A 23,371-nucleotide genomic window follows, 5' to 3' on the forward strand; every position below is an offset into this window, starting at 1 on the left:
CACCTCAATGGGGACTGATTGGTTCAAATTCGGTCATCAGTCTTGTATGCAAGACTGGAGGATTCAGGGTTGTACGGCAGCTTTGCAAGCTGCGTGCCACGCGCGATGTGCTGCTGTTGCGTCAATTCGGCTGCGGTCGCTCAGACGCGAGCTGCAGGGGCTTGGATGGGGGGTGAGGTTCCCAGTCGACTCGTGCTATGGAGAAATCAGGCCGCGCAAGCCATCTTTCCAATGTCTGCGCCAAGGTCCGGGACGGCCTCCAGGCGATAGCCTTGGCCGTAGACCGCGGTCAATCGAAAGCCGTTCTCCGGTCGCAATCCCAACACCGTTCTCACCCGGGAAATATGTGTATCCAGCGAACGCGACATCAACTCAGTGCCAACTGGATTGTTGGTTTTCCATATGGTTTCCAGCATGTGCCCGCGCGAAATCAGCCGGCCGGAATTTCGGAACAGAAAGAGCGCTAGGTCGAATTCCCTTTGCGTCAGCTGCAGGGGCTTGCCGTTGATCTCGAGCTGCGTCAGGGCCGGAACGAACCGGTAGCGACCCCAGATTTCCTCTTCGGTCCGAACCTGTGCATAGGAGCGGCGCAGCAGCGCTCGCACACGCGCGGTCAGCTCACCGACGCCCACTGGCTTGCTCATGAAGTCGTCTGCGCCAAGCATCAAGCCTTCGACGATGTCGCGCTCGTCTCGCCGATTGGTCACGAAAAGGATCGGGATGTGCTCCCTCACATTGGCCCTCACCCATCGCACGATATCCAGCCCTGACATATCGGGGAGTTCCCAATCGAGCACCAGCAAATCGAAGGACTCGCGGCGCAGTTCGTTCACCAATGCAGCACCGTCCGTGAAGACGTGGCAATGATGGTTCATCGCCTTCAGGGTGCTCTTAATCAGGTCAAGCTGGTCAATATCGTCGTCAAGAGCTGCGATTCGCATGATTTCGGTTACTTCGATCGGGTTGCGGATGCAGGAGGGCGCACGCGGCTGGGCGCTTGCTGATGCAATTTTAGGGAGCAACCAATTACAAGCTGCAAACCAAAACTCAAAGACTGTCAAATCCGAGCGCGTTGGTAACGCGCGTGTTAGCGGTGCTGGATGCTGGGCTTCTCGAAAGGGCGAAAACTTCCGGAGATCCGCTTGGGATGCTCAGCAATTGTCAAAAGTCTGGACGGGCATTTGTCGGTTCTCTAGCCTCGCACCGAGTTCATTGGATGGCCTGCAGGTCAGTTTTCGGGCAGTCATGAAAAAGATCAGTCGAGCGAGGCGGAACCCGCAGCAAACCAACGCGGCCGAGCCAGGGCTTTGCGCTCCGCTGACGCTCTGACACGGGTTGCGCATAAGATGATTTTCAGAGATGACAGTGTTGGATTCGCGTTTTCCTGCGACGACGCGAAGATGTCCATCTGCACAAGCACGTGGAACAAGCGCCTGGCGCAAATTGCACGCATCACCGGTCCCGTCCTGATCATGACCGGGTCTCTTCCGGACCCGGAATACATTTCTCAAACCTTGGGTAAGCGCCCGCGAGACATCTTCATCATTGCGAATGTCGAAGCGCAGAAGGAAGCGCGGATGCTCAAGCGCCGCTTCCCCGAGATACGCATCGCACTGCACAGCAACAACAACGCCAAAGTTGTGCTCGTGGCGCCGGACACGGTCTGGGTTTCCAGCGCCGACTTTGGCAAGACAACGCGGATAGAGTCCGCTGTCGGCCTGCACTCGAGCGTCGTGTTCAATAAAACACGGGAGTCGTTCTTCAACCGGACGTGGGCGAAGGCGACCGAAATCGCTTGATTCGTTCCATGGATTCGTGTTCGGAATGGGCCGGTGGAACTTCGTGGCGACACCGATCCGGCTGGCGCTCGCGGGCCGTGCGGGTTTATCCCTAGATTCCACCCCTCAAGTTTCCTCGAGCGCCTGCCGATATCCCTGGATACCTGGCCTCCGCGTCGGCGGCCGTCATGGAAAAGCACATGCGCAATTGGAAGATCGGTGCCCAGATGGGCATGGCATTCGGGATCGTGTTGCTGTTGATGGCGACGGGGCTTGCCATTGGCATTGCATGTCTTCACGACATTGCTGCCGGCAGCGGCGTCGCTCCGGAGCTCGCAGGCCGTATCGAGTCGACACGGAGCTTCATGCTGGGCTTCGGGCTCGCCGCGCTAGCGGCTGGTCTCGGCGGCAGCATCTGGCTGTCGCGCAGCATCATGCAACCGCTCGCCGAAGCGATCTTCATCGCGGAGACCGTGGCCTCGGGCGACCTCAGCAAGGAATTCGAAACCGAGCGCGGCGGCGATTTCGGCCGGCTGCTGCGCGGCATGGGCGAGATGGAAGACACGCTGACCGACGTGGTGACGCGCATCAAGGCATCGACCGACTCGATCGTGGTGGCGTCCGGGCAGATCACCGCGGGCAATCACGACCTGTCTTCGCGCACCGAGCAGCAGGCCAGCTCGCTCGAAGAGACGGCGGCTTCGATGGAAGAGCTCACCTCCACCGTCAAGCAGAACGCCGACAACGCAAAACAGGCAAATCAACTGGCGCTCTCGGCCTCGGAGGTTGCGGTCAAGGGTGGAGGCGTGGTCAACCAGGTGGTCGACACCATGGCCTCGATCAATGCCTCGTCCAAGAAGATCGTCGACATCATCGGTGTGATCGACGGCATCGCGTTCCAGACCAACATCCTCGCGCTCAATGCTGCAGTGGAAGCCGCCCGTGCCGGCGAGCAGGGCAGGGGCTTTGCCGTAGTCGCTTCCGAGGTGCGCAATCTCGCGCAACGCTCGGCCGCGGCCGCCAAGGAGATCAAGGGCCTCATCGAAGACTCGGTGGGCAAGGTCGACGTGGGCAGCGCGCTGGTCGGCGAAGCCGGCAAGACCATGGAAGAGATCGTGGGCAGCGTGAAGCGCGTGACGGACATCGTCGGCGAGATCACGGCGGCGAGCCACGAGCAGGCCCAGGGGATCGAGCAGGTCAACCAGGCCATCGCGCAGATGGATCAGGTGACGCAGCAGAACGCCGCGCTGATCGAGGAGGCCGCGGCCGCCGCGCAATCGCTGCAGGAGCAGGCGGGCAGCCTGTCGCAGGTGGTGGCCACCTTCAAGCTCGACGAGGAGGATGACGAACCTGCGGCGGCACCACCTGTGCAGGTGCGGCCTCTTGCCCAGCCGGTGCGCCTGGTTCAGCTGGCCCGGCGCACAGCTGAGTGACGCCACGCGCCACTCTTTCTTTCAAGATGCAACGCTGCACTGCGCCTACGCGAATGTGGGCATCACCCTACAGAAGAACGGCGACAAAAAATTAAGGTGACCGATTGCAGGGCCGGCGGACGACGTCGAGCCCTCGCACAAAGGAAACCGAATGACTGTCGAGATGTTCCGAATGCCAGCGGCTGCCGGCGCGCATCGAACACGCCCTTCGCAAATCTCTTCTGCGGGGGCGTAGCCTTGGACTCCGCATCCAGACCCGTGGAGCAGCATGCGCTCCGCGTTCCACTGCGTTCTTCTTCCGCCTCCATCACGCTCGAGGCGGACCTGAGCCTGCCCGCCGCTTGCAGCGGCATCGTGCTGTTCGCGCACGGCAGTGGCAGCAGCCGCTTCAGCCCGCGCAACCGCCAGGTTGCCGAAAGCCTCAATGCGGCAAAGCTGGCCACGCTGCTGGTCGACCTGCTGACGCCCGACGAAGAAGCCGAGGACGAACGCACGCGCGAGCTGCGCTTCGACATCGCCATGTTGGCCGATCGGCTGGTCGGCCTGACCGATTGGCTGCGCAGCCACGAGCAAACCGCCCGCTTGAGAATCGGCTACTTCGGCGCGAGCACCGGGGCGGGTGCCGCGCTGGTTGCGGCGGCGCAGCGGCCCGACGCGGTCGATGCCGTGGTGTCCCGCGGCGGCCGGCCGGACCTGGCCGGCGCGTCATTGGAGCGCGTGCGCGCACCCACGCTGTTGATCGTCGGCGGCAACGACGGCCCGGTGATCGACATGAACTGGCAGGCCATTGCGGCGCTGCGCTGCGAGAAGCGGCTGTCCCTTGTGCCGGGTGCGACACACCTGTTCGAAGAGCCCGACGCGCTCGGCGCAGTTTCCACCTTGGCTCGCGACTGGTTCAAGAGCCATCTCAACCAACCCAGGAACAACGCGAAGGAGTAACGCGAAATGAGCGGCAAGTCACCAGGGCATCAGAAGTGGCCCGATCACAAGGTACGCGAAGAGCCGGTTGAACAATCGATGGAGGTCGAAGTCGAAGGAGCCATCGTCGCCAGCTCGAAAAATGTCATCAAGGTTGTCGAGGACAAGTCGCCGGTGCGCTACTACTTTCCGCGCGCCGACGTCCGCATGGGGAAGCTGAAGCACTCGCAGACCACCACCGAATGCCCCTTCAAGGGCCATGCGAGCTACTACAGCTTGAACCTGGGCGAGCGGCAGCTCGACGACGCCGTATGGGCGTACGAGGATCCATACGACGAACACCAGGCGCTGAAAGAGCGCATGGCGTTCTACGACGACAAGTACCCGGAGATCCATGTCCGCCCGAAGAGCTGAGCCGATGGGACAGCGCTCCCGCTGTAGTTCAACGGACAGAATGCGGCCCTCCGAAGGCCGAGATCCAGGTTCGATTCCTGGCGGCGGGGCCACCCGTGCGGCAAGATTTGCCGCACAACTCGCAACTGCCCCATGAGTTGCGAGGCCGGGCACCCCGCTTGCCGTACCCATGCCACCGACCTCGAGAAAGAGACCTATGTCATCAGCCGGCACGTCCGTGAAAGCACCGCATCCAGGAGCCCAAGGCGCTGCCGGCACCCGGTTGCATGGCAAGGTCGCGCTGGTCACCGGCGCGGCGCAGGGCATCGGCAAGGGAATCGCCTTGCGGCTTGCACAGGAAGGCGCGGACATCGTCCTGCATGTGCGGCACGACGATGAACGTGCGCGCGAAACCGCTGGAGAAATCGGCGCCTTGGGCCGTGCCTGCGAAGTCGTTCCCGCGGACCTTGCCGGCACCGCCGCTGTAGAGCAGTTGATGCAACGCGCGCTCGCGCGTTTTGCGGCGATCGACATCCTCGTCAACAACGCAGGCATCGAGCGGCACGCGGGCTTTCTCGCGGTGAGCGAAGAAGACTACGACGCCGTGCTCGATGTGAACCTGAAAGGTCCGTTCTTCCTGACGCAGGCCTTTGCCCAGGCGCTTGCTTCAACAGGCCGGCCCGGCAGGATCATCAACATCAGCTCGGTGCACGAGGAGCTGCCCTTTCCCAATTTCGCGGCCTACTGCGCAAGCAAGGGCGGATTGAAGATGCTGATGCGAAACATCGCAGTCGAGCTCGCGCCGCTCGGCGTCACGGTCAACAATGTTGCGCCGGGCGCAATTCGCACGCCCATCAACGCCGATCTGCTGGGCAACCCTGAAAAGCTGCAGCGGCTCATCGGCCAGATTCCCCTCGGCCGCATGGGCGAGCCGGACGATGTGGCGGGCGCCGTCGCCTTCCTGGCGTCGGACGATGCCAGCTACATCACCGGCAGCAGCCTGGTCGTGGACGGTGGGTTGCTGTGGAACTACCAGGAGCAGTGACGGGAGCAGTGCGCCCGTGCGCCGCGCTAGCGGCGGTTGTTCAGCACCACCAGCTTCGAAAGCCCGAACAGGTTGACCGGCTCGACGCTCAGCACCTGCCAGTCATGAGAAAGTATCTGCTCGTCGTACCTGAAGTCGGAGCGAAACCCCACGTGCTCGGCCGCCGAGCGAACGGCGCGCTCCAGAAGCCACCACAGCTTGCTGCCGCTGAAGTGGTTGAGCACTACGATGGTTCCGCCGGGCTTGCACACGCGTCGGATTTCGCGCACGAGTTCGGCCGGCCGCGGCGTCACGGACAGCACGTAAGGCACGGTCACGCAGTCGAAAGCGCCATCGGGAAAGCGCATGCGCTCGGCATTCATGTGCTCGATGCTGATGTCGTGCTGCGGCAAATGGGCCGCGCGTTCCCGTGCGCGGTCGAGCATGTCATGCGAAAGATCGATGCCCACGATCCTGCATTGGGGCGGATAGCCCGCCAGCGCCAAGCCAGTGCCCACGCCGACTTCGAGCAGCGATGCCGGCTGCAGCATGCGAACGACCTCCGCCATGCGCTTGCGCCCGGGCTCCAGCACCTGGCCGAATAACGTGTCGTACAGCGGCGCGAGCCGGTCGTAGGTGCGGGCGACGCCGGCTTCCGACACCGGTGCTTGCGGTTGCGAGCGATCGTCGTCACGCGTCGCGCCTTGGTCACCGGGTCGTGCTCTGCTTTCCGTCATCTTTTTTCAGTTCCTGGGTGGGCGGAGGTCCGCCGGGTTGCGCATCCGGGGTACACGGCAAGCGCGGTGCCCGGCGCGTGCGGCAGGGTTTGCGGGCATGCGGGTTGCCTCGATGCGCCTTGGCACGGCAAAAGACCGATTGCACGCCGAGGATTTTTCGATGACCCAGAATATCAACAACCCTGCGCCATCTCCCTTATCTCCCCGCTCCCGCAAGGGCCACAAGAGCCATGCGGAACACGAGGGCGACGAGGCGCCGCCAGGCACTTCACAGACTGCCGAGGGCATCTGTCCGCGCTGCGGCGGCTCGGGGCAAGCCGGTAATGGGCCCTGTCCGGACTGCGACGGCACCGGCACGGTGACTGTGAACGTCGGCGACGCCTGAAGTCCTGGCGCGAGCCGTTCGTTCGCTCGCTCGCGACGCGACCCTGCTGGGGCTCCCGGTGCCCGATGTCGCGCCGGGCGCCGCGTTCGCCATTCCGGCGCAGCGCTCCGCAAAGCACTAGCCGCCCGCGGCCTCCAGGCATTGGGCGACGGACGCCAGCAGATCGGCCGGGTGCAGCATTGCCGCGCGCGCCTTTCGCGCCGTGTCGTATTGATGCAGCGCAGCCCGAAGCCGAGGCTCTGACATGAGCGCATTCCATACGGGCTCGAGCGAAGCGGGCGACGGCAGCTCGCCTGCAAGAAGCTGGTGCGCGAAGGCGAGGCTCGCGGGCTCTCCAAGCAGCACGGCCTTGCTTGCCGCGCTCAGCACCGGCGGATGCGCTTCGGGCGGTGCCGAGCAGCAATAGATCACGTGCGGCGGCAATGAGTCGCCGTCGGGCTGCAGCCTTTGCAGCGACCCTCCATGAATGCGCGCGACGCCATCGGCGGATGCAAAGGCATAGGTTGCCTCGGGGCTTGCCTCCGCCAGCCGCCGCAAGCCGCGCAGCAGGCGCGATAAGTCCGCCGTGGCAGCCGCAGGAGAAGCCTTGATCTCTGCAAGGAGAACGAGTTCGTCGCCGTCGCCCGCGCTGCTGCGCACAATGGCGGCGTCCCATTCCTCCTTGGCCTTGTTCGCCTCGCCCGGGAAAGCGGGAGGGTTTCGAAGGCTTTGCACGACGCGATAGCTCGCAACACCTTTTTCATGCTGATTCAGCGCATCCGCGATCTTCCGGAACGCCTGCACGCCGGTTTCCTCGGCAGCCTCACCGCGGCGGGCCGACGCTCTCCCCTTGGTGAGGGCAGCGTGGCTTCCGGCCGTCGGCCCCTGGCGTTCGCAAAGTGCCTGGTAGCGCTGCACGGCCTCCAGGTGCAGCAATCGGTTGCCGAGCACCAGCCGCTCCAACGCAGGGTTGGAAAGAATGGCTTGCAGCGCCGGTTGCAAGTTTTTCTGTGCGAAGAGATCCAGGTCAAGCAAACGCTCGATGGCGCGCGCAAGTTCTTCCCACGAGTCCGTCGCCGCCAAGCCGTGCAACCGCGCCAGTGCGTCGCGCACTTCATCGGCCGGCATGTGCCGCAACTTGCCCGGATGCGCGAAGGCATTCGTCGCGGCCCTGATGGCACGCTGGTCGGCCTCGCGTTGTTTGGACAGCTGCGCATGTTCACGAACCTCTGCATCCTGCGCCTGCATCACCAGCGCCTGAAAGGCCGAGTCCCCGCCTTCAGGCGCCAGCGCCTTGCGGATCAGCTGCGCCAGGGCCTCGGTGAAAAGCGAACGGACGGAAGCCGGCGGCGGCACCCCAAGCTCCTCCTGCCCAATGCGAACGGCTTCTATCGCAAAGGCCAGGGCCGCATCCGTGCTGCTTGCCGCGGCCGCGCCCGCGTCCGCCGGCAAGGAGGGCATGCGGTACCTGCGCGGCGTGGTGCGCAGGGCGGCCAGAAGAAAGGTGTCGGAGTGCTGCAATTCAGTTCAGGCTTTTGCCGCGAGTTCGGGTGGAGCATCGCATGCCTGCTGAAGCCCCGCCGCGGGCATGCGGTTTGCCGATGCTTGCGACATGACGAAGAACACTGAACGGTGGCACCGCAAGCTCGACGAGCGGGCGGCCGAACTCGAGTCCGAATTGAGGACCGCCAAGGCGGATGAAGCCGAGGTGCCCACCCGAACGCCGCACGTGCAAGTGCCTGATGCGGTCGATGCCGCCGAGGAACGGCTCCGCGGCGCGCTGCGCAATGCGGAAATGGACCGCGACGTGGCCGAACTCCGCGACATCGAGGCCGCCAGGGAGCGGCTGCGCACCGGCGAATTCGGTACCTGCGTGGACTGCGGCACGCAGATCCCGGCCGAAAGGCTCAATGCCATGCCCGCCTCGGCCCGCTGCGTCGAATGCCAGGAGCGCTACGAGCGCACGCACCCGATCGAGATCCGCCTGCCGCCGGCCCTTTGAACCGGGCGCGAGGGCGCCATCGCCCGCTCAATGGAGGCAGGGGGACAGCACCCATGCCGCAAACCATTGCGCCGCCACCACGAGCGTGAAAAGCGCACCCACTCCTGTAGCAGCCGCGGCCATGAAGCGCTGGCGCACGGCGGGCATTGCGGCGTCGCTGTCCAGGATGCGGTCGCTGCGCGGCGCGGAGCCAAGGCGATGCCATTCGTGTGCCGAGAGCAACGTAGGCGCGAGGCAACCCAACAGGGCCGAAAAGCTCAGCGCATGCAGCAGAAACAAGCTCTGCAGGTCGCATGCTTGCGGAACGGCGGCATACGCCAGGGTCTGGTAGAGCAGCGCGAAGGCGGGAACCGCCAGCAGCGCAAGCCATGTCTTGGAGCCCCTGAAGATTGCCATGGCCAGTCCTCATTGAAGGCGCGGCACGCCATAGATGACCGCGTAGATCGGTAGCCAGGAGAACACCACGAAGTACCAGTACAGCGCGTTTTCGCTCACGTCGGCGAACCGCTGGCCTTCCATCGGGCCGGTGAAGAGAAGCACGCCAAGCACCGCGGTGTCGTAGGTGTCGGTGAGCAGGTGAACCGTGTGCAGGCCAAGCAGCATCCACACGATGGAGCCGTAAGCGTTGCTGTCCCAGCGGGTATGCAGCGCCCCGAACTCGAAGCCGCGCACCACGAGAAAAGCTACCGAGAACGCAAGGCCTGCCATCAGCCAGCGGCGTGTTCGCACCAGGTCGCAAGCTTCGGCTGCCCGCTTGGCCTTGTGGTTCGGCCAGGTGCTGGCCAGCAGGATGAGCGTATTGACGGTGCCCCACAGCAGCTGCGGCGGAGGTGCTCCTATCGGCCATGCTTGAGACTGGCTACGCAGGTACAGGTAGGAGCCGATGGCAAGCGCGAAGAGGGTGCCCTCGATCGCGATCAGCCCGAAGGTACCCCACCACATCAGGCTGCGGTGGCCGAAGGCATAGCTCGGCAGGCCGGAGACGTCGAGTGCGCGCCAGGTCATGGCTTGCGCTCCAGGCTCAGGTGCACCGAGGTCTCCGCGCGGTCGGGCCAGAACCACGCTGTGAGGGCAATGGCAATTGGAATGCTGCCCCACACCACCGCCCAGGGCGTGAAGACCGATCCGATGAAGAGCGCGGTCACGGCCACCGCGCTCACAAACGGCCAGATGGTGGGATCGGGGAAATTCAGGCGCAGATCGGGGCGGGCGTCCAGCACCGTGGTGGCGAGCAGTTCGCGCGTATCTGCCGCGAGCCCGCTCACATGCGTGAAAGCGGGCTGCGCGCCTTCGGCCTCAGGGCGCGGATGCTCCCACAGCGGATCGCGGCCATGCACCACCGGTATCGCATGAAAGTTGCAGGGGGGCGGCGGCGACTCGGTGGCCCATTCGAGTGTGCCGGCGCCCCACGGGTTTGCGCCGGCCGGTGCGCCGTGCCGCAGGCTGCGCGCTGCGTTCACGATGAAGAGCAGCACGGACATGGCAATCGTCAGCGCCCCGATGGTTGCAACCATGTTCATGGCGTCCCAGCCCAGCCCCGCCTGGTAGGTGTAGACGCGGCGCGGCATGCCCTTCAGGCCGAGCAGGTGCATCGGGAAGAAGGCCACGTTGAAGCCGATGAAGAAAAGCCAGAAGTTCCACCGCCCGAGCCGCTCGCTCATGAGCCGGCCCGTGATCTTGGGGTACCAGTAGTAGAAGGCGCCGAAGAGCGGAAACACCGCGCCGCCTATCAGCACATAGTGCAGGTGCGCCACCACGAAGTAGCTGTCGTGCACCTGCAGGTCCAGCGGCACCGAGGCCAGCATGATGCCGGTCATGCCGCCCAGCACGAGGATGAAGAAGAAGCCCAGCACGAAGAGCAAGGGCGTCTTGAAGTCGAGCTTGCCGCCCCACAGCGTGGCGAGCCAGCAGAAGATCTGCACCGCTGAGGGAATGGCGATCAGCATGCTTGCGGCGGTGAAGAAGCTCTTGCCGAGCTCCGGCAGGTTGACCGCGAACATGTGATGCACCCACAGCCCGAAAGCCAGGAAGGCGGTGGCAATCAGCGACAGCACCATGGCCGTGTAGCCGAAGATCGGCCGCCGCGCAAAGGTCGGGATCATGGCCGAGAGAAACCCGAGCCCGGGCAAGAAGATGAGATAAACCTCCGGGTGGCCGAAAAACCAGAACAGGTGCTGCCACAGCACCACGTCGCCGCCTTCGGCCGGGTTGAAAAAGTGCGAGCCGACCAGCCGGTCCATGATGAGCATGGTGCTTGCCAGCATGACGGAGGGCATGGCAAACAGCACCATGAACGCCGTGACCAGCATGGCCCATACAAACAGCGGAATGCGGTTGAGCGTCATGCCCGGTGCGCGCAGCTTGAACACCGTGGTGATCACCACAATGGCCTCCAGCAGCGCCGACAGTTCGGTGAACGTGATCATCTGGGCCCAGAAGTCCTCGCGCTTGCCGGGCGAATAGTCCGGCCCCGCCAGCGGTACATACGAGAACCAGCCCGCATCGGGCCCGGCGCCCAGCACGAAGACCACATAGAGCATCAGCCCGCCGAACAGAAAGATCCAGTAGGCGAAGGCGTTCAGCCGCGGAAACGCGATGCTGCGCGTGCCCAGCATCAGCGGCACGAGGTACACGGCCACGGCCTGCATCACCGGCACGGCAAAGAGAAACATCATTGTCGAGCCGTGCATCGTGAACAGCTGGTTGTAGAGATCGGGCCCGACCAGCTTTGAGCCGGGGCGCGCGAGCTGCAGCCGCATGACCACCGCGAGCAGGCCGCCCGCCACGAAAAAGCAGAAGGTGGTGACGATGAAGCGGCGGGCAATGGACTTGTGGTTGACGGCCGCGAGCCAGCCGAGCAGCCCTGGTGGATCGCTCCAGGTGGCATCCAATGCGGCGGCCTCGGGCGAGCCCGGGCCGGTTCCGTCTTTCAGGCGCGAAGCGGGGGCGTGGCCGGGCCGGTTCATGGCGTGCGTGTTTTGCATGTCGTGCAACTCAACGCAGGGTCTGCAAATAGCCCACCAGCGCGTCCATCTCTTCGGGCGCGAGCCTGGTGGCGGGCATGTAGGTGCCGGGCTTGATCTGCTGCGGATCGGCGATCCAGCGCTTCAGGTCTTCGGGCGTGTTGGCCAGCGCACCCGCTGCCAGCGTGCCGCGGCTGGCAACATGGGTCAGGTTGGGGCCGCGCACGGCCTGCGCCGTGGTGCCGTCGATGGCATGGCACATGGCGCAGCTCGACCGCATGAAGATCTCGCGGCCGCGCATCGGCTGGCTTTCCGTCGGTTCGCTCGCCGTGCGGCGCTGTGCTGCCGCCCACGCGGCATAGCGCTCCGGCGGATCGGCCACCACGAAGAACGCCATCAGCGCATGCTGCGAGCCGCAAAACTCGGCGCACTGCCCGCGATAGACGCCGTCGCGGTCCGCACGAAAGTTCATCGTGGTGGTGCGGCCCGGAAGCAGGTCTTTCTTGCCGGCGAGGCTCGGCACCCAGAAGCTGTGAATCACGTCGTCCGCCTTGAGCGTCACGATCACCGGGCGGCCGGTCGGCACATGGATTTCGTTGGCGGTAATAAAACTGTCGGCCACGTTGGGTTCCACGTAGCGCACTTCCCACCACCATTGGTGGGCCGTTACTTCGAGCCGCAGCGCGCCTTCTGTCGAAAGCCTTGCAAGCGCACGGTCGGTGAAGATGCTGGCCGCAATGAGCGCGAGCAGCAGCAATGTGGAGGCCGCCACGGCCGCGATTACGCTGCGCCGCTTGCCGGGCTCGGGCCGGCCCAGGTCGGACAGGCCGGGCGGGCTCTGCGCATTGGCGCGCGGTGCGCGCAGCAGCGCAAACAGCAAGGCCGCCAGCACGGCCGCGAAGACCACCGTGCATACCGCCAGCGTGAGCAGCCACAGCTCGCGCACATGGGCGGCTTGCGGGCCGAAGGGGGCGAGCACGTCGTGCAGCGCTTCCATCATTTGGCTCCCGGCCGGGGCGGTTCACGGTCGCGCGCCGCTTCCGGCTCGTTGGCCTGCAGGCTGTCGGCGCGGCCCGGAGCGACGTCCTTGCGCAGTTGGCCGCTCATCGAGCGCACGTATGCGGTGAGCTGCCACACCTGGTCTTCGCTCAGGTGCCCGCCGAAAGAAGGCATGCCATTGGGCCGCCCCTGCATGATGGTGCTGAAGATCTGCGCCGGCTCGCTGCCATAGCGCCATTGGTCGTCGATGAGCGCCGGCCCCATTCCGCCGCCGCCCTGCGCGTGGCAGCCGCCGCAGTTGTACCAACGGTACAGCCGTTTGCCCTGCGCCACGTTGTAGGCGTTTCCTTCGTAGCCTTCGCCGTTGCCCGCCGGCATGCGCACCGCGTCGCTGCGTGCCTCTGCGGGTTGCAAGGTGCTGGTTCTCGGTGTTTCGGGGCGCGCGCTCGAGCGGTTGTCGGGCGGAGTTTCAAAGCGGCGCATCTCGCGCTCGCAGGCACACAGCGCCAACGCCGAAGAGAGCGCGAGCGCCGCAATGCGCGCGGTCGATGCCGCCGTTGCCGTCATGGCTTCTCCGCGCCCACCATGGGGAGGCGCGGCACCGCATAGGCATCGAGAATGCCGCCGATGTCGGCGGCGCGCCGCGCAAGGAAATCTTCGAGGCGCGCTTTCATTGCATGGTCGCCCTTGCGCACGCCCATTGCTATCGAAAAGCTGAAGGGAAGGTCCGGGTCGGCCGGCGCGGCTGCCCGCGTGATGTGCAGGGCAGGCGTGGCCCGTGCTGCGAAGTAGCCTGCCTGCGGCCCCCAGACCACCGCGGCGTCGAGCTCGCCGCGAGCCACTGCGTCCACCATGCGCTGGGCAGGCGGCCCGTCGCCGGACACGGTAAAGCCGACCACGTTGCGCACCGCCTCGTGCCGCGCGAGCACATGTCCGGGCGGCGTGGCGGCCAGGTCGTTGCCGACCAGTTGCACACCGATGCGCAGCGATGGCAGGCGAGCGTCGTCGAAGGAACGCAGCGCGCCGCTTCCCGCCGCGCCGGTTTCGTTCTGGACGAACACGTAGCTCGAGCGGTAGTAGGGCTTCGTGGTCAGCACGCGGTCGTCGCCCGCGGGTACGCCGATGATCAGGTCGCAAGCATCGGCACCGATGGTCTTGCGCACGAAGCCGCGCCGGTCGGGCAGCCACTGGTATTGCAGCGGCAATTGCAGGTCGTCCGCCAGGAGGCGCGCGATGCGGTTTTCGAAACCGCTCTGGTCCTCGCGCGAGTAAGGCAGGTTGTCGGGCTCGGCGCAAACGCGCAGCGCTGTCGGCTGCACCGCGGTGGCCTTGTCCTGCGCGCGGGCATGAGGCATTGCGCCCAGCAGCGCGAGCAGGGCCGCGCATGCTGCGCGAGACAAATCAATCGGGCAGCCTGAAGACATACAGCTTGCCGCCCTTTCGTGTTGCCGCGGAGAGGTCTTTCATGGCATTGGCAAAGCCCAGTGCCGCCGTGCCGTCGCGTGCATCCAGGTCGCCCGCCACCACGGAGCCGGCCCAGCCGCCAACGCCCGACAGCACGGCCACGTACTGCTTGCCGTCGGGTCCGCGGTAGGACACCGGCTGGCCGATGATTCCGGACTCTGTCTTGTACTGCCAAAGCAGGGTGCCGGTTCGCGCGTCGAGGGCCTTGAACCATCCGTCCATCGTGCCGTAGAAGACCACGTCGCCCGCTGTTGCGAGAGCGCCGCTCCAGACCGGAAAGTTCTCGTCCTTCGACCATGCCGCCTTGCCGGCGATCGGATCCCACGCGGTGAACCGGCCGCGATGGCCGCCGGGCCCGGAGTACATGCGCGTCTCGGAGCCCACGTAGGGCGTGCCCGCGATGTAGCTCACCTGGTAGGGCTGGCTGTCCTGGCACAGGTTCTGGTGCGGTATGTAGACGAGCCGCGTGCGCGGCGACCAGGCCGAAGGCTGCCAGTCCTTGGCGCCGGGCGAGGCAGGGCAGATCTCGCGCACGGTCCGGCCGACCTTCGGCTCCTTGGCAGGGTCGTAGCGCAAGCGCCCGGTCTTCAGGTCCACGCCGGAAGAGGTCGTCACCTTCACGAAGGCCCGGGCCGACAGCACCTCGCCGCTGGCGCGGTCCATCAGGTACACATGGCCGTTGCGATCGGGGTGGACCAGCACTTTGCGCGGCTTGCCGCCCACCTCTGCATCGATCAGGATGTTCTCGTTCACGCCGTCGTAGTCGTGCAGATCATGCGGGCTGAACTGGTAGAACCAGACCGCCTCGCCGGTATCGGGCCGGCGTGCGAAGAGCCCTGCGGTCCAGCGGTTGTCGCCGGGCCGCTGCTCGGGGTTCCATGGCCCCGGATTGCCTGTGCCGTAGTAGATGAGGTCGAGCTCCGGGTCGTACGAGATCCAGCCCCACGCATTGCCGCCGCCGATCTTCCAGGCCTCGGGCGGCCACGAGTTCACGCCCAGGTCCTTGCCGCGATCTTGCGCATAGAAGGGCTTGAACTGCTCGCCTATCAGCACGTCGCGGTCCGGGCCCGTGCTCCACGCGCGCCACACTGTCCTGCCGGTGGCCGCATCCAGCGCGGTCAGCCAGCCGCGCACGCCGAACTCGCCGCCGCTGTTGCCCACCAGCACCTTGCCCTTCACCACCAGCGGGGCCATCGTCATGGTTTCGCCGATGCGGATGTCGCCGAGCTTTACGCGCCACAGTTCGGCGCCGCTCGCCGCATCGACTGCGATCGTCTGGTTGTCGAGCGTGTTGAAGAACAGGCGCCCATCGGCATAGGCTGCGCCGCGGTTCACCTGGTCGCAGCACGCAACGCCTTGCGAGCCGGCGTCGGGCCGGGGCTCGAACTTCCATTTGAGCGGCGCGCCCGGCTTGGCGAGGTCGAGCGCAAACAGCACATTGGGGTAGGGGCCGACGATGTACATGGTGCCGCCCACCACCAGCGGCGCCGCTTCGTGCCCGCGCACCACGCCGGTGGAGAAGGTGAACGCCGGCTGCAATTTGGCAACGTTGGCGCTCGTGATCTGCGCGAGCGGGCTGAAGCGAGTGCTCGCATGGTCCCGCGCGGGCATGGTCCACTCGCCCTCGCCGGGCGGCGGCCCATCCGCCGGAGCAGCGGGCTGTGCATGTGCAAGCGCGAACGCGCCCGGCAAAAGGCTGCCTGTCAAGAGGCTCGCCCATCGCGCGCTTCGCTTCTGTGTGTGGTTATGGCTTCGCATCGATTGCCGGTCCGACATGAGGCATCAGCAACATAGCAAGGCAAGGGCCGCGGGCTGTAGGGCGGCAAGCCGACAGGTTATCGGCAGCTATTGATGAGCGGCAAGCCTCAGGCGCGCGCCGGCTCCCCACGCAGCAGCCTTGCAGCCGCCGCAAGCGCCACCGCAAGGTAGGCAAGGCCCGCAGGCACCCACATGATCAGCCCGCCGAGCCGCTGGTCTTCGAGCAGGTCGAATCCGAATGCGGGCGTGCTCGCCCCATAGGCGGGATACCACGGCACGGTAGAGAACGTCAGCAGCGCGCCGAGGGCTCCGGTATGCACCATGGTCGTGAAGAGATACAGCATCGAGCCGCCGTGGCCCGCGCGCGAAGCCCCGCCCAGCGGCGGCCACCAGAACAGCAGTGCCGTGACGAGAAAGCTGGTGTGCTGCAGGCTGTGCACGCCCGGGCTGCGCAGCGCCGCCTCGAACAATGGCGGCAGGTGCCACACCCAGAGCGCAAGGCCGTGCAGGGCCCAGGCCACGGGCGCATAGGTCAGTACGTTCCAGGTTCCGGCCACCGCGGGCAACCTCACCAGGCCGCTGGTTCGCGAGCGCCACATGGCGGGCAGCGCCCAGGTCCATACGGCAAGCGGCCGGCCCATGACCAGCAGCGGCGCGGCCACGATCATGAGCACCTCGTGCTGAACCATGTGGGCGGAAAAAAGAAAGCCGCCGAGCGCATCGAGCGGCGACACGAGCGCCACCACCAGCGCGAGCCAGCCGGCGCCGAAAGAAGCCGCGCGCGCCTTGCCGACGCCCCGGCCAGCGCCGGCCTTGCGCCACAGCCGCAGCAGGCCGGCCAGGTAAAGCAGAAGGCTTGTGGCCAGGCATGCAAGCACCCACGGCTCCGGGCTCCACCCGATCGCCGGCGCGGGCGATCCCGCTTCGGGCGCATGCGCACCCGCAATGGGCGCCAGCAGAACCAGCGGCATGGCACATGGCCATCGCACAGCCGCATGCTTTGCGCTTTCAGTTGGCGGCACCGTTGTTCGCATCTGCATAGTCTGAGACAAATCCGCGAACGCTGCTTCGTTCGCCGGACGCGCTGCGTTGCAAAAAAAAGCGGCGTCCCGCGAAGGACGCCGCTCTGTGCTTCAGCAAGCGAGATATGAACTCATCAATAGTCCATGCCGCCGGCAGGCATGGCCGGTGCCTTCTCGGCAGGCTTGGGCAGCTCTGCCACGGTCGCATCGGTTGTGAGGATCAGGCCCGCGATCGACGCCGCGTTCTGCAGCGCGGTGCGGGTGACCTTGGTCGGGTCGACCACGCCGATCTGCACCAGATCGCCGTACTCGCCGGTCGATGCGTCGTAGCCGTAGTTGCCCTTGCCCTCGAGCACCTTGGCGACGACCACAGAGGGCTCCACGCCCGCATTGGCCACGATGGCGCGCAAGGGCGCCTCGAGCGCGCGCAGCGCAATGCGAATGCCCGCGTCCTGGTCGGCGTTGGCGCCCTTGAGCTCGGTGATGGCCGCACGTGCGCGCAGCAGCGCCACGCCGCCACCAGGCACGATGCCTTCCTCGACGGCCGCGCGCGTGGCGTGCAGCGCATCGTCGACGCGGTCCTTCTTCTCTTTCATCTCGACCTCGGTTGCAGCGCCCACGCGAATCACCGCCACGCCGCCCGCGAGCTTGGCCACGCGCTCCTGCAGCTTCTCGCGGTCGTAGTCGCTGGTTGCCTGCTCGATCTGCGCCTGGATCGACTTGACGCGCGCATCGATGAGCGCCTGGTCGCCCGCGCCGTCGATGATGATGGTGTTCTCCTTCTGCACTTCGACGCGCTTGGCACGGCCCAGGTCTTCGAGCGTTGCCTTGTCGAGCTGCTTGCCGGTTTCTTCGGAGATGACCGTCGCGCCCGTGAGCACTGCAATGTCCTCGAGCATCGCCTTGCGGCGGTCGCCGAAGCCCGGCGCCTTGACGGCCGCCACCTTCAGCACGCCGCGCATGGAGTTGACCACCAGCGTGGCGAGCGCTTCGCCTTCGACCTCTTCGGCCACGATCAGGAGCGGCTTGCCGGCTTTCGCGGCGGCTTCGAGTACGGGCAGCAGTTCGCGGATGTTCGAGATTTTCTTGTCGTGCAGCAGCACCAGCGGATCATCGAGATGCGCCACCTGCTTCTCGGGGTCGTTGATGAAGTAGGGGCTCAGGTAGCCGCGGTCGAACTGCATGCCCTCCACCACGTCGAGCTCGTTCTCGAGCGACTTGCCGTCTTCCACCGTGATCACGCCTTCCTTGCCGACCTTCTCCATCGCGTCGGCAATGATCTTGCCGATGGCTTCGTCCGAGTTGGCCGACAGCGCCGCCACCTGCGCGATCTCCTTGCCCGTGGAGATGGGCTTGGACAGCTTGCGCAGCTCTTCGAGCACCGCGGTGGCGGCCTTGTCGATGCCGCGCTTCAGGTCCATCGGGTTCATGCCCGAGGCCACATGCTTCATGCCTTCCTGCACGATGGCTTGTGCGAGCACGGTGGCGGTGGTGGTGCCGTCGCCCGCCACGTCGGCCGTCTTGGAGGCGACCTGCTTCACGATCTGCGCGCCCATGTTCTCGAACTTGTCGGCAAGCTCGATCTCCTTGGCCACCGACACGCCGTCCTTGGTGATGGTGGGCGCGCCGAAGCTGCGTTCGAGCAGCACGTTGCGGCCCTTGGGACCGAGCGTGACCTTCACCGCATCGGCAAGGATGTTGACGCCCGCGACGATGCGCTGGCGGGCGTTGTCATGGAACCTGACGTCCTTGGCACTCATTTTTTAATCACTCCTTTCACAACGGGTTTCTGGACATCATCAGGCGACGCGCTTCAGGCCGCCGCGTTCGCCGGTGTCGACAACCGCGAGCACGTCGTCCTCGCGCATCACCAGCAGTTCCTCGTCTTCGACCTTGACCGTCTGCCCCGCGTACTTGGCAAAGAGCACCTGGTCGCCCGCCTTCAGGTGCAAGGGGCGCAGGGTGCCGTCCGCAAGCAGCTTCCCTTGGCCCACCGAGAGCACCTCGCCCTGTTCGGGCTTCTCCGCGGCCGAGTCGGGAATCACGATGCCGGAAGCCGTCTTGCGCTGCTGTTCGATCCGCTTGACGATCACCCGGTCGTACAGAGGATGAAGTTTCATGTTCAATCTCCTAAGCGATACAGGTCATCAAAAAAAGTTGAACCGGCACCGAGAAAATGCCGGCGCGCGAGAGCTATGGGCGCGCCGGCAACGCTTCAAGAGGCCGTGCTGGAGATTTTTTTGTGACGATTTTTTTCAGCCGCCCCCAAGCAGGATGCGATCCGCCCGGCCCAACCGGTAGACGGTGCGGCGCGTCGCATCGTCGCCATGCAGCGGCTGGGGCAAGACAGGGCAGGGCAGCGGGCGCCCGCCGCTCTCGTCGAGCGTGTCGTCGCCATCGTTCTGCACTTCGGCCCAGATGCCGCGCTTGCGCGGGCGGAACAGCCAGCGCAGGTAGCCGCGGTGCGCGGCAAGCCGCATCAGCTCCTCGCGATCGGGCGCATCGGCCATGACGTGGCCGTTGTCGCTGTCGTCGTCCTCGTAGTAGCCGAAAGCGCGGCGGCCGTCGCTCACTTCGGTTGCGGGGGCGCCAGGCCGCCACCATGCCGGCCGCTCCAGCCGCTCGACGTCCCAGGCTCCGAGCTGCCACGCGGCCTCGAGCAGCGATTGCTCGAGCGCGTCGAACGCATCGAGAACACCCTGGGGCATGTCGAACTGCGCCATCGATTGCGGCACCGGCCGCGCCGGGAGTTCGAGGCCCGGCAGATGCAAGGGCGTCTGCCGGAAGAAGCCGTGCCAGTGCAGCGACAGCAGCGCAGGCGCTTCTTCGCGGGCCACGGCAGTCACGGTCACCGCATAGAGCGGCAGCCGCATCGCGTCGGACTGGTCGGCAACGGTTTCGAGAATGTTCATCAAGAGACCTCCAATGCAACGCAAAAAATCTAGAACAAGGCGGCGCCGGCTGCAAGCGGCGGACGCCGCAGGGGCGCTTTTGAATGCTCTTGAAATTAAAAACAGCCGCATCAAAATTACAGCTCGGAAGCTTCGCGCCTCCGTTTCTTCGCCCTCATTCCTTGTTCATTCATTTCCTTCGAGGAGACTGTCTTGACGATGAAGATCGCGCAGATCGCACCCCTCTACGAAGCCGTTCCGCCGCGGCTTTACGGCGGTACCGAACGGGTCGTCGCCCACCTGGCCAACGCGCTGGTCGACCAGGGCCACGAGGTCACGCTTTTCGCTTCGGCGGACACGCAGACTCGCGCACAGCTGGCGCCCATGCGCGCGCAGGCCCTGCGCCTGGACCCAGCGCCGCTGAAGTCGGACCTGGCCAGTCACCTGAGCATGCTTCACGAAGTGCGGCGACGAGCGCACCAGTTCGATGTGCTGCATTTCCACGTCGACCTGATGCACTTTCCGTTCTTCGAGGACATGGCGGGCCGCACGCTCACCACGCTTCATGGCCGCCTCGACATTGCCGATCTGCCCGGTGCCTACATGCGCTGGAGCCGCTATCCGCTGGTCTCCATCTCGCGCCACCAACGCAAGCCGCTGCCTTTTGCCAACTGGTTCGCGACCATCCCCCACGGGCTGGATGAAACTTCCTATGCCTTCCAGCCGAAGCCTGACGGGTACTTGGCTTTCCTGGGGCGCATCTCGCCCGAGAAGCGGCCTGACCGCGCCATCGAGATCGCGAAGAAAGCGGGGCTCCCACTCAAGATCGCGGCCAAGGTCGATACGGCCGATGCGAGCTACTTTGCCCAAAAGATAAGGCCGATGCTCGACCACCCGCTGGTCGAATTCATCGGCGAGATCGGCGATGCCGACAAGGCGAAATTTCTCGGCGGTGCGCGCGCGCTGCTCTTCCCCATCGACTGGCCGGAGCCCTTTGGCCTGGTGATGATCGAGGCCATGGCTTGCGGCACGCCGGTGATCGGATGGCGCTGCGGCTCGGTGCCCGAAGTGATCGAGCACGGCGTGAGCGGGCTTATCGTCGAAGACGAGTCAGAGGCGGTGGAGGCCGTGCGCGCCATCGGCCAGCTCGACCGCCACCGCGTGCGCGAGGCGTTCGAACGCAGGTTCTCCGCGCAGGCGATGGCAAGCGCCTACGTCGAGCAATACAAGCGGCTGATCGGCGGCGGGGTGCTGCCGCCGCAGGACCATGTCTACCATGAGGCGGCCTGAGCGATGAGCGTTGAAGTGCCTGCCGTCGATCAGGCCGAGCCGGCCGCCGAACGCGCGGTGCAGCACGCGTTCGTGCTCAAGGAGGGCGATACCTATTTTGTGATGGACGGCCACGGCGACGTGGGCGGCGGCGTGGACGGGCTCTTTCACGACGACACGCGCATGCTGTCGACATTCGTGCTGCGGCTCGACGGCGCGCGTCCGTCGCTCTTGTCCAGCGGGGTCAGCCAGGACAACGTTTTCTTCACCGCCAATCTCACCAACCGCCCGCTGCCGGTGCTCGGATCGACATCGATGCCGCAGGGCGTGATCCACCTGGAGCGCAAGCGCTTTCTGTGGGGCGCGCGGCTGTTCGAGCGCATCCGGCTCGTCAACTACAGCGACCAGCCCGCGCAGGCGCCGCTCGCGCTGCAGTTCGGCGCCGACTTTCGCGACATGTTCGAAGTGCGCGGCCAGCAGCGCGCGCGGCGCGGCGACATCGGCGCGCCAGAGCTGGGCACGCACGGCGTGGTGCTGCGCTATCTGGGGCTGGACACGGTCACGCGCCTGGCCTGCATCGACTTCTCGGAAATTCCGCAGCGCCTCAATGCAGGCACTGCGGAGTTCACGGTGCCGCTTGCGGCGCACGGCGAGTGGACGCTCTACATCGAGGTGGGCACCGAGCCTGGCCAACCCAACGCGGCGCGGTTTCGCGAGGCCGGCGTGCTCGCGCGGTGGCGCATGCGCGCACGCCAGCGCCGCGGTTCGCGACTGCAGGCTTCAGGCCGCCTGTTCCAGGCCTGGCTCGATCGTTCGCGCGCCGACCTTGCGCTGCTCACGACCGACCTGCCCACGGGACCGTATCCCTACGCGGGCATTCCATGGTTCTCGACGCCGTTCGGGCGCGACGCCATCGTCACCGCTTTCCAGACGCTGTGGATCGACCCTAGGCTGGCGCAGGGCGTGCTGGAATTTCTTGCGGCGCGGCAGGCGCACCAGACCTCGAGCTTTCGCGATGCCGAGCCCGGAAAAATCATGCACGAGACCCGCAAAGGCGAAATGGCCGCGGTCGACGAACTGCCCTTCGGCCAGTACTACGGCGGGGTCGACACCACGCCGCTTTTCGTGGCCTTGGCAGGCGCCTACGCGCAGCGCACCGCCGACCGCGCCACCATCGCGCACATCTGGCCCGCGCTGTGCGCCGCTTGCGAATGGATGGAGCGCAACATGGCGCGCCACCAGGGCGGCCTGCTGGCCTACCAGCGCGGTGAGGCCAGCGGCCTTGCCAACCAGGGGTGGAAGGACAGCCACGACTCGATCTTCCACGCCGACGGCCGCACGCCCGAAGGCCCGATTGCGCTGGTGGAGGTGCAAGGCTATGTCTATGCGGCGTTTCTCGCGATGTCGTCGATGGCCGAATGGCAGGGCGACTCCGGCTCCGCCCGGTGGCGCCAGCGCGCGGAGGCCGTGCGCGAAGCGGTGGAAAGCCGCTTCTGGCTCGACGACCTGAAGTTCTACGCGCTTGCCATCGACGGTGCCAACCAACCCTGCCGCGTGCGGGCCTCGAATGCGGGACATCTGCTCTTCACGGGCCTGCCCGGCGAAGAGCGCGCCTTGTCTGTCGGCCACCAATTGCTGTCGTCGGCCTTCGCGTCGGGCTGGGGCATTCGCACCTTGCCGACGGAGGCGGTGCGCTTCAACCCGATGTCGTATCACAACGGCTCGGTGTGGCCGCACGACGTGGCGCTGTGTGCGGCCGGACTTGCGCACTACGGCGAACGCGACGGCGTGGTGCGCATCCTGGACAACCTGTTCGAGACGGCCTCGCACTTCGGCATGCGCTTGCCCGAACTGTTCTGCGGCTTCGACCGCCAGCCCGGCCAGTCACCCGTTGCCTACCCTGTGGCATGCCTGCCGCAGGCGTGGGCGGCGGGCTCGGTGTTCATGCTGCTGCAAGCCTGCCTGGGCCTGCAGGTGGACGGCATCCGGCGCGAGGTGAAGATCGTGAGGCCACAGTTGCCCGCGGACATCGACCAGCTGCACGTGCAGGGGCTGCAGGTGGGGAGTGCGCGGGTGGACCTGCACTTTCAGCGCCTGGAAGAACGCATCGTCGTGGTCGCGCAATCGGCGCCCGGCACGCCCAAGGTCGACGTCAACCTGCAGCTCTAGCGGCGCGGCGCGAGGCGTGACATTTATGAGCACGCTGCGCCGCGCGGGTGACACTGTTGTCATGTGCAGAGAGTTTTGTGGGCAATGAGGCTTCTCTTCGCAGCAATCCGCGAGCAAGGCGAATAGAAAAGGGCTCATCCGCGATTTGGGCATGCATGTTGCTGTAACCAGGTTTAACAAAACCTCA

The 23,371-nt window shown here is 65.7% G+C and carries 22 protein-coding genes and 1 tRNA gene; 9 read left to right on the plus strand and 14 right to left on the minus strand.

The window, feature by feature from the left end:
* Positions 1–206: 206 nt before the first annotated feature.
* The gene (locus GOQ09_RS03165; RefSeq protein ID WP_157611842.1) at positions 207–941 is read right to left on the minus strand and encodes a response regulator transcription factor; all 735 of its coding nucleotides are present in this window, start codon (positions 939–941) and stop codon (positions 207–209) included.
* Between the two features lie 459 nt (positions 942–1,400).
* On the opposite strand from GOQ09_RS03165, the gene GOQ09_RS03170 reads away from it, so the two are divergent.
* From GOQ09_RS03170 to GOQ09_RS03195, 6 genes are all read left to right on the plus strand, one after another.
* Complete coding sequence (locus tag GOQ09_RS03170) at positions 1,401–1,799, plus strand: hypothetical protein (RefSeq protein ID WP_207309919.1); 399 nt, start codon at positions 1,401–1,403, stop codon at positions 1,797–1,799.
* 179 nt (positions 1,800–1,978) lie between these two features.
* A complete protein-coding gene (locus GOQ09_RS03175; protein ID WP_157611844.1) occupies positions 1,979–3,211 on the plus strand; it encodes a methyl-accepting chemotaxis protein in 1,233 nt (410 codons plus the stop codon).
* A 258-nt stretch (positions 3,212–3,469) separates the two neighbouring features.
* On the plus strand, positions 3,470–4,150 hold the full coding sequence (locus GOQ09_RS03180) for a dienelactone hydrolase family protein (RefSeq protein ID WP_431769309.1): 681 nt from the start codon (positions 3,470–3,472) through the stop codon (positions 4,148–4,150).
* 6 nt (positions 4,151–4,156) lie between these two features.
* Positions 4,157–4,543 (plus strand): DUF427 domain-containing protein, encoded by a 387-nt coding sequence (locus GOQ09_RS03185; protein WP_157611846.1) that lies wholly within the window; start codon positions 4,157–4,159, stop codon positions 4,541–4,543.
* 17 nt (positions 4,544–4,560) lie between these two features.
* Positions 4,561–4,635 (plus strand) — tRNA-Arg (locus GOQ09_RS03190).
* A gap of 125 nt (positions 4,636–4,760) precedes the next feature.
* Complete coding sequence (locus tag GOQ09_RS03195; RefSeq protein ID WP_242630972.1) at positions 4,761–5,567, plus strand: SDR family NAD(P)-dependent oxidoreductase; 807 nt, start codon at positions 4,761–4,763, stop codon at positions 5,565–5,567.
* Between the two features lie 26 nt (positions 5,568–5,593).
* Here the strand turns inward: GOQ09_RS03195 and GOQ09_RS03200 are convergent, their stop codons facing one another.
* Both GOQ09_RS03200 and GOQ09_RS03205 read right to left on the minus strand, forming a co-directional pair.
* Positions 5,594–6,283, minus strand: coding sequence for a class I SAM-dependent methyltransferase (locus tag GOQ09_RS03200; RefSeq protein WP_157611848.1), 690 nt, complete (start codon positions 6,281–6,283; stop codon positions 5,594–5,596).
* A 502-nt stretch (positions 6,284–6,785) separates the two neighbouring features.
* The gene (locus tag GOQ09_RS03205) at positions 6,786–8,168 is read right to left on the minus strand and encodes a hypothetical protein (RefSeq protein WP_157611849.1); all 1,383 of its coding nucleotides are present in this window, start codon (positions 8,166–8,168) and stop codon (positions 6,786–6,788) included.
* A 91-nt stretch (positions 8,169–8,259) separates the two neighbouring features.
* On the opposite strand from GOQ09_RS03205, the gene GOQ09_RS03210 reads away from it, so the two are divergent.
* Positions 8,260–8,649, plus strand: a complete 390-nt coding sequence (locus GOQ09_RS03210) for a TraR/DksA family transcriptional regulator (protein WP_157611850.1) — start codon at positions 8,260–8,262, stop codon at positions 8,647–8,649.
* 27 nt (positions 8,650–8,676) lie between these two features.
* On the opposite strand, the gene GOQ09_RS03215 is transcribed toward GOQ09_RS03210, so the two are convergent.
* The 11 genes from GOQ09_RS03215 to GOQ09_RS03265 form a co-directional block, all read right to left on the minus strand.
* A complete protein-coding gene (locus tag GOQ09_RS03215; protein WP_157611851.1) occupies positions 8,677–9,045 on the minus strand; it encodes a hypothetical protein in 369 nt (122 codons plus the stop codon).
* 9 nt (positions 9,046–9,054) lie between these two features.
* On the minus strand, positions 9,055–9,654 hold the full coding sequence (locus tag GOQ09_RS03220; protein WP_157611852.1) for a cytochrome c oxidase subunit 3: 600 nt from the start codon (positions 9,652–9,654) through the stop codon (positions 9,055–9,057).
* On the minus strand, positions 9,651–11,615 hold the full coding sequence (ctaD, locus tag GOQ09_RS03225) for a cytochrome c oxidase subunit I (protein WP_157616562.1): 1,965 nt from the start codon (positions 11,613–11,615) through the stop codon (positions 9,651–9,653). Before ctaD ends, GOQ09_RS03220 begins: the two co-directional genes overlap by 4 nt.
* Before the next feature lie 28 nt (positions 11,616–11,643).
* On the minus strand, positions 11,644–12,612 hold the full coding sequence (gene coxB, locus GOQ09_RS03230; RefSeq protein ID WP_157611853.1) for a cytochrome c oxidase subunit II: 969 nt from the start codon (positions 12,610–12,612) through the stop codon (positions 11,644–11,646).
* Positions 12,609–13,178: a c-type cytochrome gene (locus GOQ09_RS03235; protein WP_157611854.1), complete on the minus strand. Its 570-nt coding sequence runs from the start codon at positions 13,176–13,178 to the stop codon at positions 12,609–12,611. Before GOQ09_RS03235 ends, coxB begins: the two co-directional genes overlap by 4 nt.
* On the minus strand, positions 13,175–14,011 hold the full coding sequence (locus GOQ09_RS03240) for a substrate-binding domain-containing protein (protein ID WP_242630974.1): 837 nt from the start codon (positions 14,009–14,011) through the stop codon (positions 13,175–13,177). The genes GOQ09_RS03235 and GOQ09_RS03240 overlap by 4 nt, the downstream gene beginning before the upstream one ends.
* 1 nt (position 14,012) lies before the next feature.
* Entirely contained in the window at positions 14,013–15,851 is a 1,839-nt protein-coding gene (locus tag GOQ09_RS03245) for a methanol/ethanol family PQQ-dependent dehydrogenase (protein ID WP_157611856.1), read from the minus strand.
* Between the two features lie 89 nt (positions 15,852–15,940).
* Complete coding sequence (locus GOQ09_RS03250; protein WP_157611857.1) at positions 15,941–16,804, minus strand: cytochrome c oxidase assembly protein; 864 nt, start codon at positions 16,802–16,804, stop codon at positions 15,941–15,943.
* 185 nt (positions 16,805–16,989) lie between these two features.
* The gene (gene groL, locus GOQ09_RS03255; RefSeq protein WP_157611858.1) at positions 16,990–18,615 is read right to left on the minus strand and encodes a chaperonin GroEL; all 1,626 of its coding nucleotides are present in this window, start codon (positions 18,613–18,615) and stop codon (positions 16,990–16,992) included.
* 39 nt (positions 18,616–18,654) lie between these two features.
* Complete coding sequence (locus tag GOQ09_RS03260) at positions 18,655–18,975, minus strand: co-chaperone GroES (RefSeq protein WP_126749957.1); 321 nt, start codon at positions 18,973–18,975, stop codon at positions 18,655–18,657.
* 135 nt (positions 18,976–19,110) lie between these two features.
* Entirely contained in the window at positions 19,111–19,767 is a 657-nt protein-coding gene (locus tag GOQ09_RS03265; RefSeq protein ID WP_157611859.1) for a diguanylate cyclase, read from the minus strand.
* 198 nt (positions 19,768–19,965) lie between these two features.
* Between GOQ09_RS03265 and GOQ09_RS03270 the strand changes: the two genes are divergently transcribed.
* Positions 19,966–21,036, plus strand: a complete 1,071-nt coding sequence (locus GOQ09_RS03270; RefSeq protein WP_157616563.1) for a glycosyltransferase family 4 protein — start codon at positions 19,966–19,968, stop codon at positions 21,034–21,036.
* 3 nt (positions 21,037–21,039) lie between these two features.
* Entirely contained in the window at positions 21,040–23,184 is a 2,145-nt protein-coding gene (locus GOQ09_RS03275; protein WP_157611860.1) for an amylo-alpha-1,6-glucosidase, read from the plus strand.
* Positions 23,185–23,371: the final 187 nt, after the last annotated feature.

It is taken from the genome of Variovorax paradoxus (assembly GCF_009755665.1).
Taxonomy (GTDB): domain Bacteria; phylum Pseudomonadota; class Gammaproteobacteria; order Burkholderiales; family Burkholderiaceae_C; genus Variovorax; species Variovorax paradoxus_G.

Excerpts from the sequence above, each read along its gene's own strand:
- GOQ09_RS03165 (WP_157611842.1), bottom strand. The coding sequence starts at position 941 with ATGCGAATCGCAGCTCTTGACGACGATATTGACCAGCTTGACCTGATT.
- GOQ09_RS03200 (WP_157611848.1), bottom strand. The coding sequence starts at position 6,283 with ATGACGGAAAGCAGAGCACGACCCGGTGACCAAGGCGCGACGCGTGAC.
- ctaD (WP_157616562.1), bottom strand. The coding sequence starts at position 11,615 with ATGAACCGGCCCGGCCACGCCCCCGCTTCGCGCCTGAAAGACGGAACC.
- GOQ09_RS03270 (WP_157616563.1), top strand. The coding sequence starts at position 19,966 with ATGAAGATCGCGCAGATCGCACCCCTCTACGAAGCCGTTCCGCCGCGG.
- groL (WP_157611858.1), bottom strand. The coding sequence starts at position 18,615 with ATGAGTGCCAAGGACGTCAGGTTCCATGACAACGCCCGCCAGCGCATC.
- GOQ09_RS03245 (WP_157611856.1), bottom strand. The coding sequence starts at position 15,851 with ATGTCGGACCGGCAATCGATGCGAAGCCATAACCACACACAGAAGCGA.
- GOQ09_RS03235 (WP_157611854.1), bottom strand. The coding sequence starts at position 13,178 with ATGACGGCAACGGCGGCATCGACCGCGCGCATTGCGGCGCTCGCGCTC.
- GOQ09_RS03170 (WP_207309919.1), top strand. The coding sequence starts at position 1,401 with ATGTCCATCTGCACAAGCACGTGGAACAAGCGCCTGGCGCAAATTGCA.
- GOQ09_RS03275 (WP_157611860.1), top strand. The coding sequence starts at position 21,040 with ATGAGCGTTGAAGTGCCTGCCGTCGATCAGGCCGAGCCGGCCGCCGAA.
- GOQ09_RS03185 (WP_157611846.1), top strand. The coding sequence starts at position 4,157 with ATGAGCGGCAAGTCACCAGGGCATCAGAAGTGGCCCGATCACAAGGTA.
- coxB (WP_157611853.1), bottom strand. The coding sequence starts at position 12,612 with ATGATGGAAGCGCTGCACGACGTGCTCGCCCCCTTCGGCCCGCAAGCC.
- GOQ09_RS03175 (WP_157611844.1), top strand. The coding sequence starts at position 1,979 with ATGCGCAATTGGAAGATCGGTGCCCAGATGGGCATGGCATTCGGGATC.
- GOQ09_RS03215 (WP_157611851.1), bottom strand. The coding sequence starts at position 9,045 with ATGGCAATCTTCAGGGGCTCCAAGACATGGCTTGCGCTGCTGGCGGTT.
- GOQ09_RS03210 (WP_157611850.1), top strand. The coding sequence starts at position 8,260 with ATGACGAAGAACACTGAACGGTGGCACCGCAAGCTCGACGAGCGGGCG.
- GOQ09_RS03265 (WP_157611859.1), bottom strand. The coding sequence starts at position 19,767 with ATGAACATTCTCGAAACCGTTGCCGACCAGTCCGACGCGATGCGGCTG.
- GOQ09_RS03250 (WP_157611857.1), bottom strand. The coding sequence starts at position 16,804 with ATGCCGCTGGTTCTGCTGGCGCCCATTGCGGGTGCGCATGCGCCCGAA.
- GOQ09_RS03220 (WP_157611852.1), bottom strand. The coding sequence starts at position 9,654 with ATGACCTGGCGCGCACTCGACGTCTCCGGCCTGCCGAGCTATGCCTTC.
- GOQ09_RS03260 (WP_126749957.1), bottom strand. The coding sequence starts at position 18,975 with ATGAAACTTCATCCTCTGTACGACCGGGTGATCGTCAAGCGGATCGAA.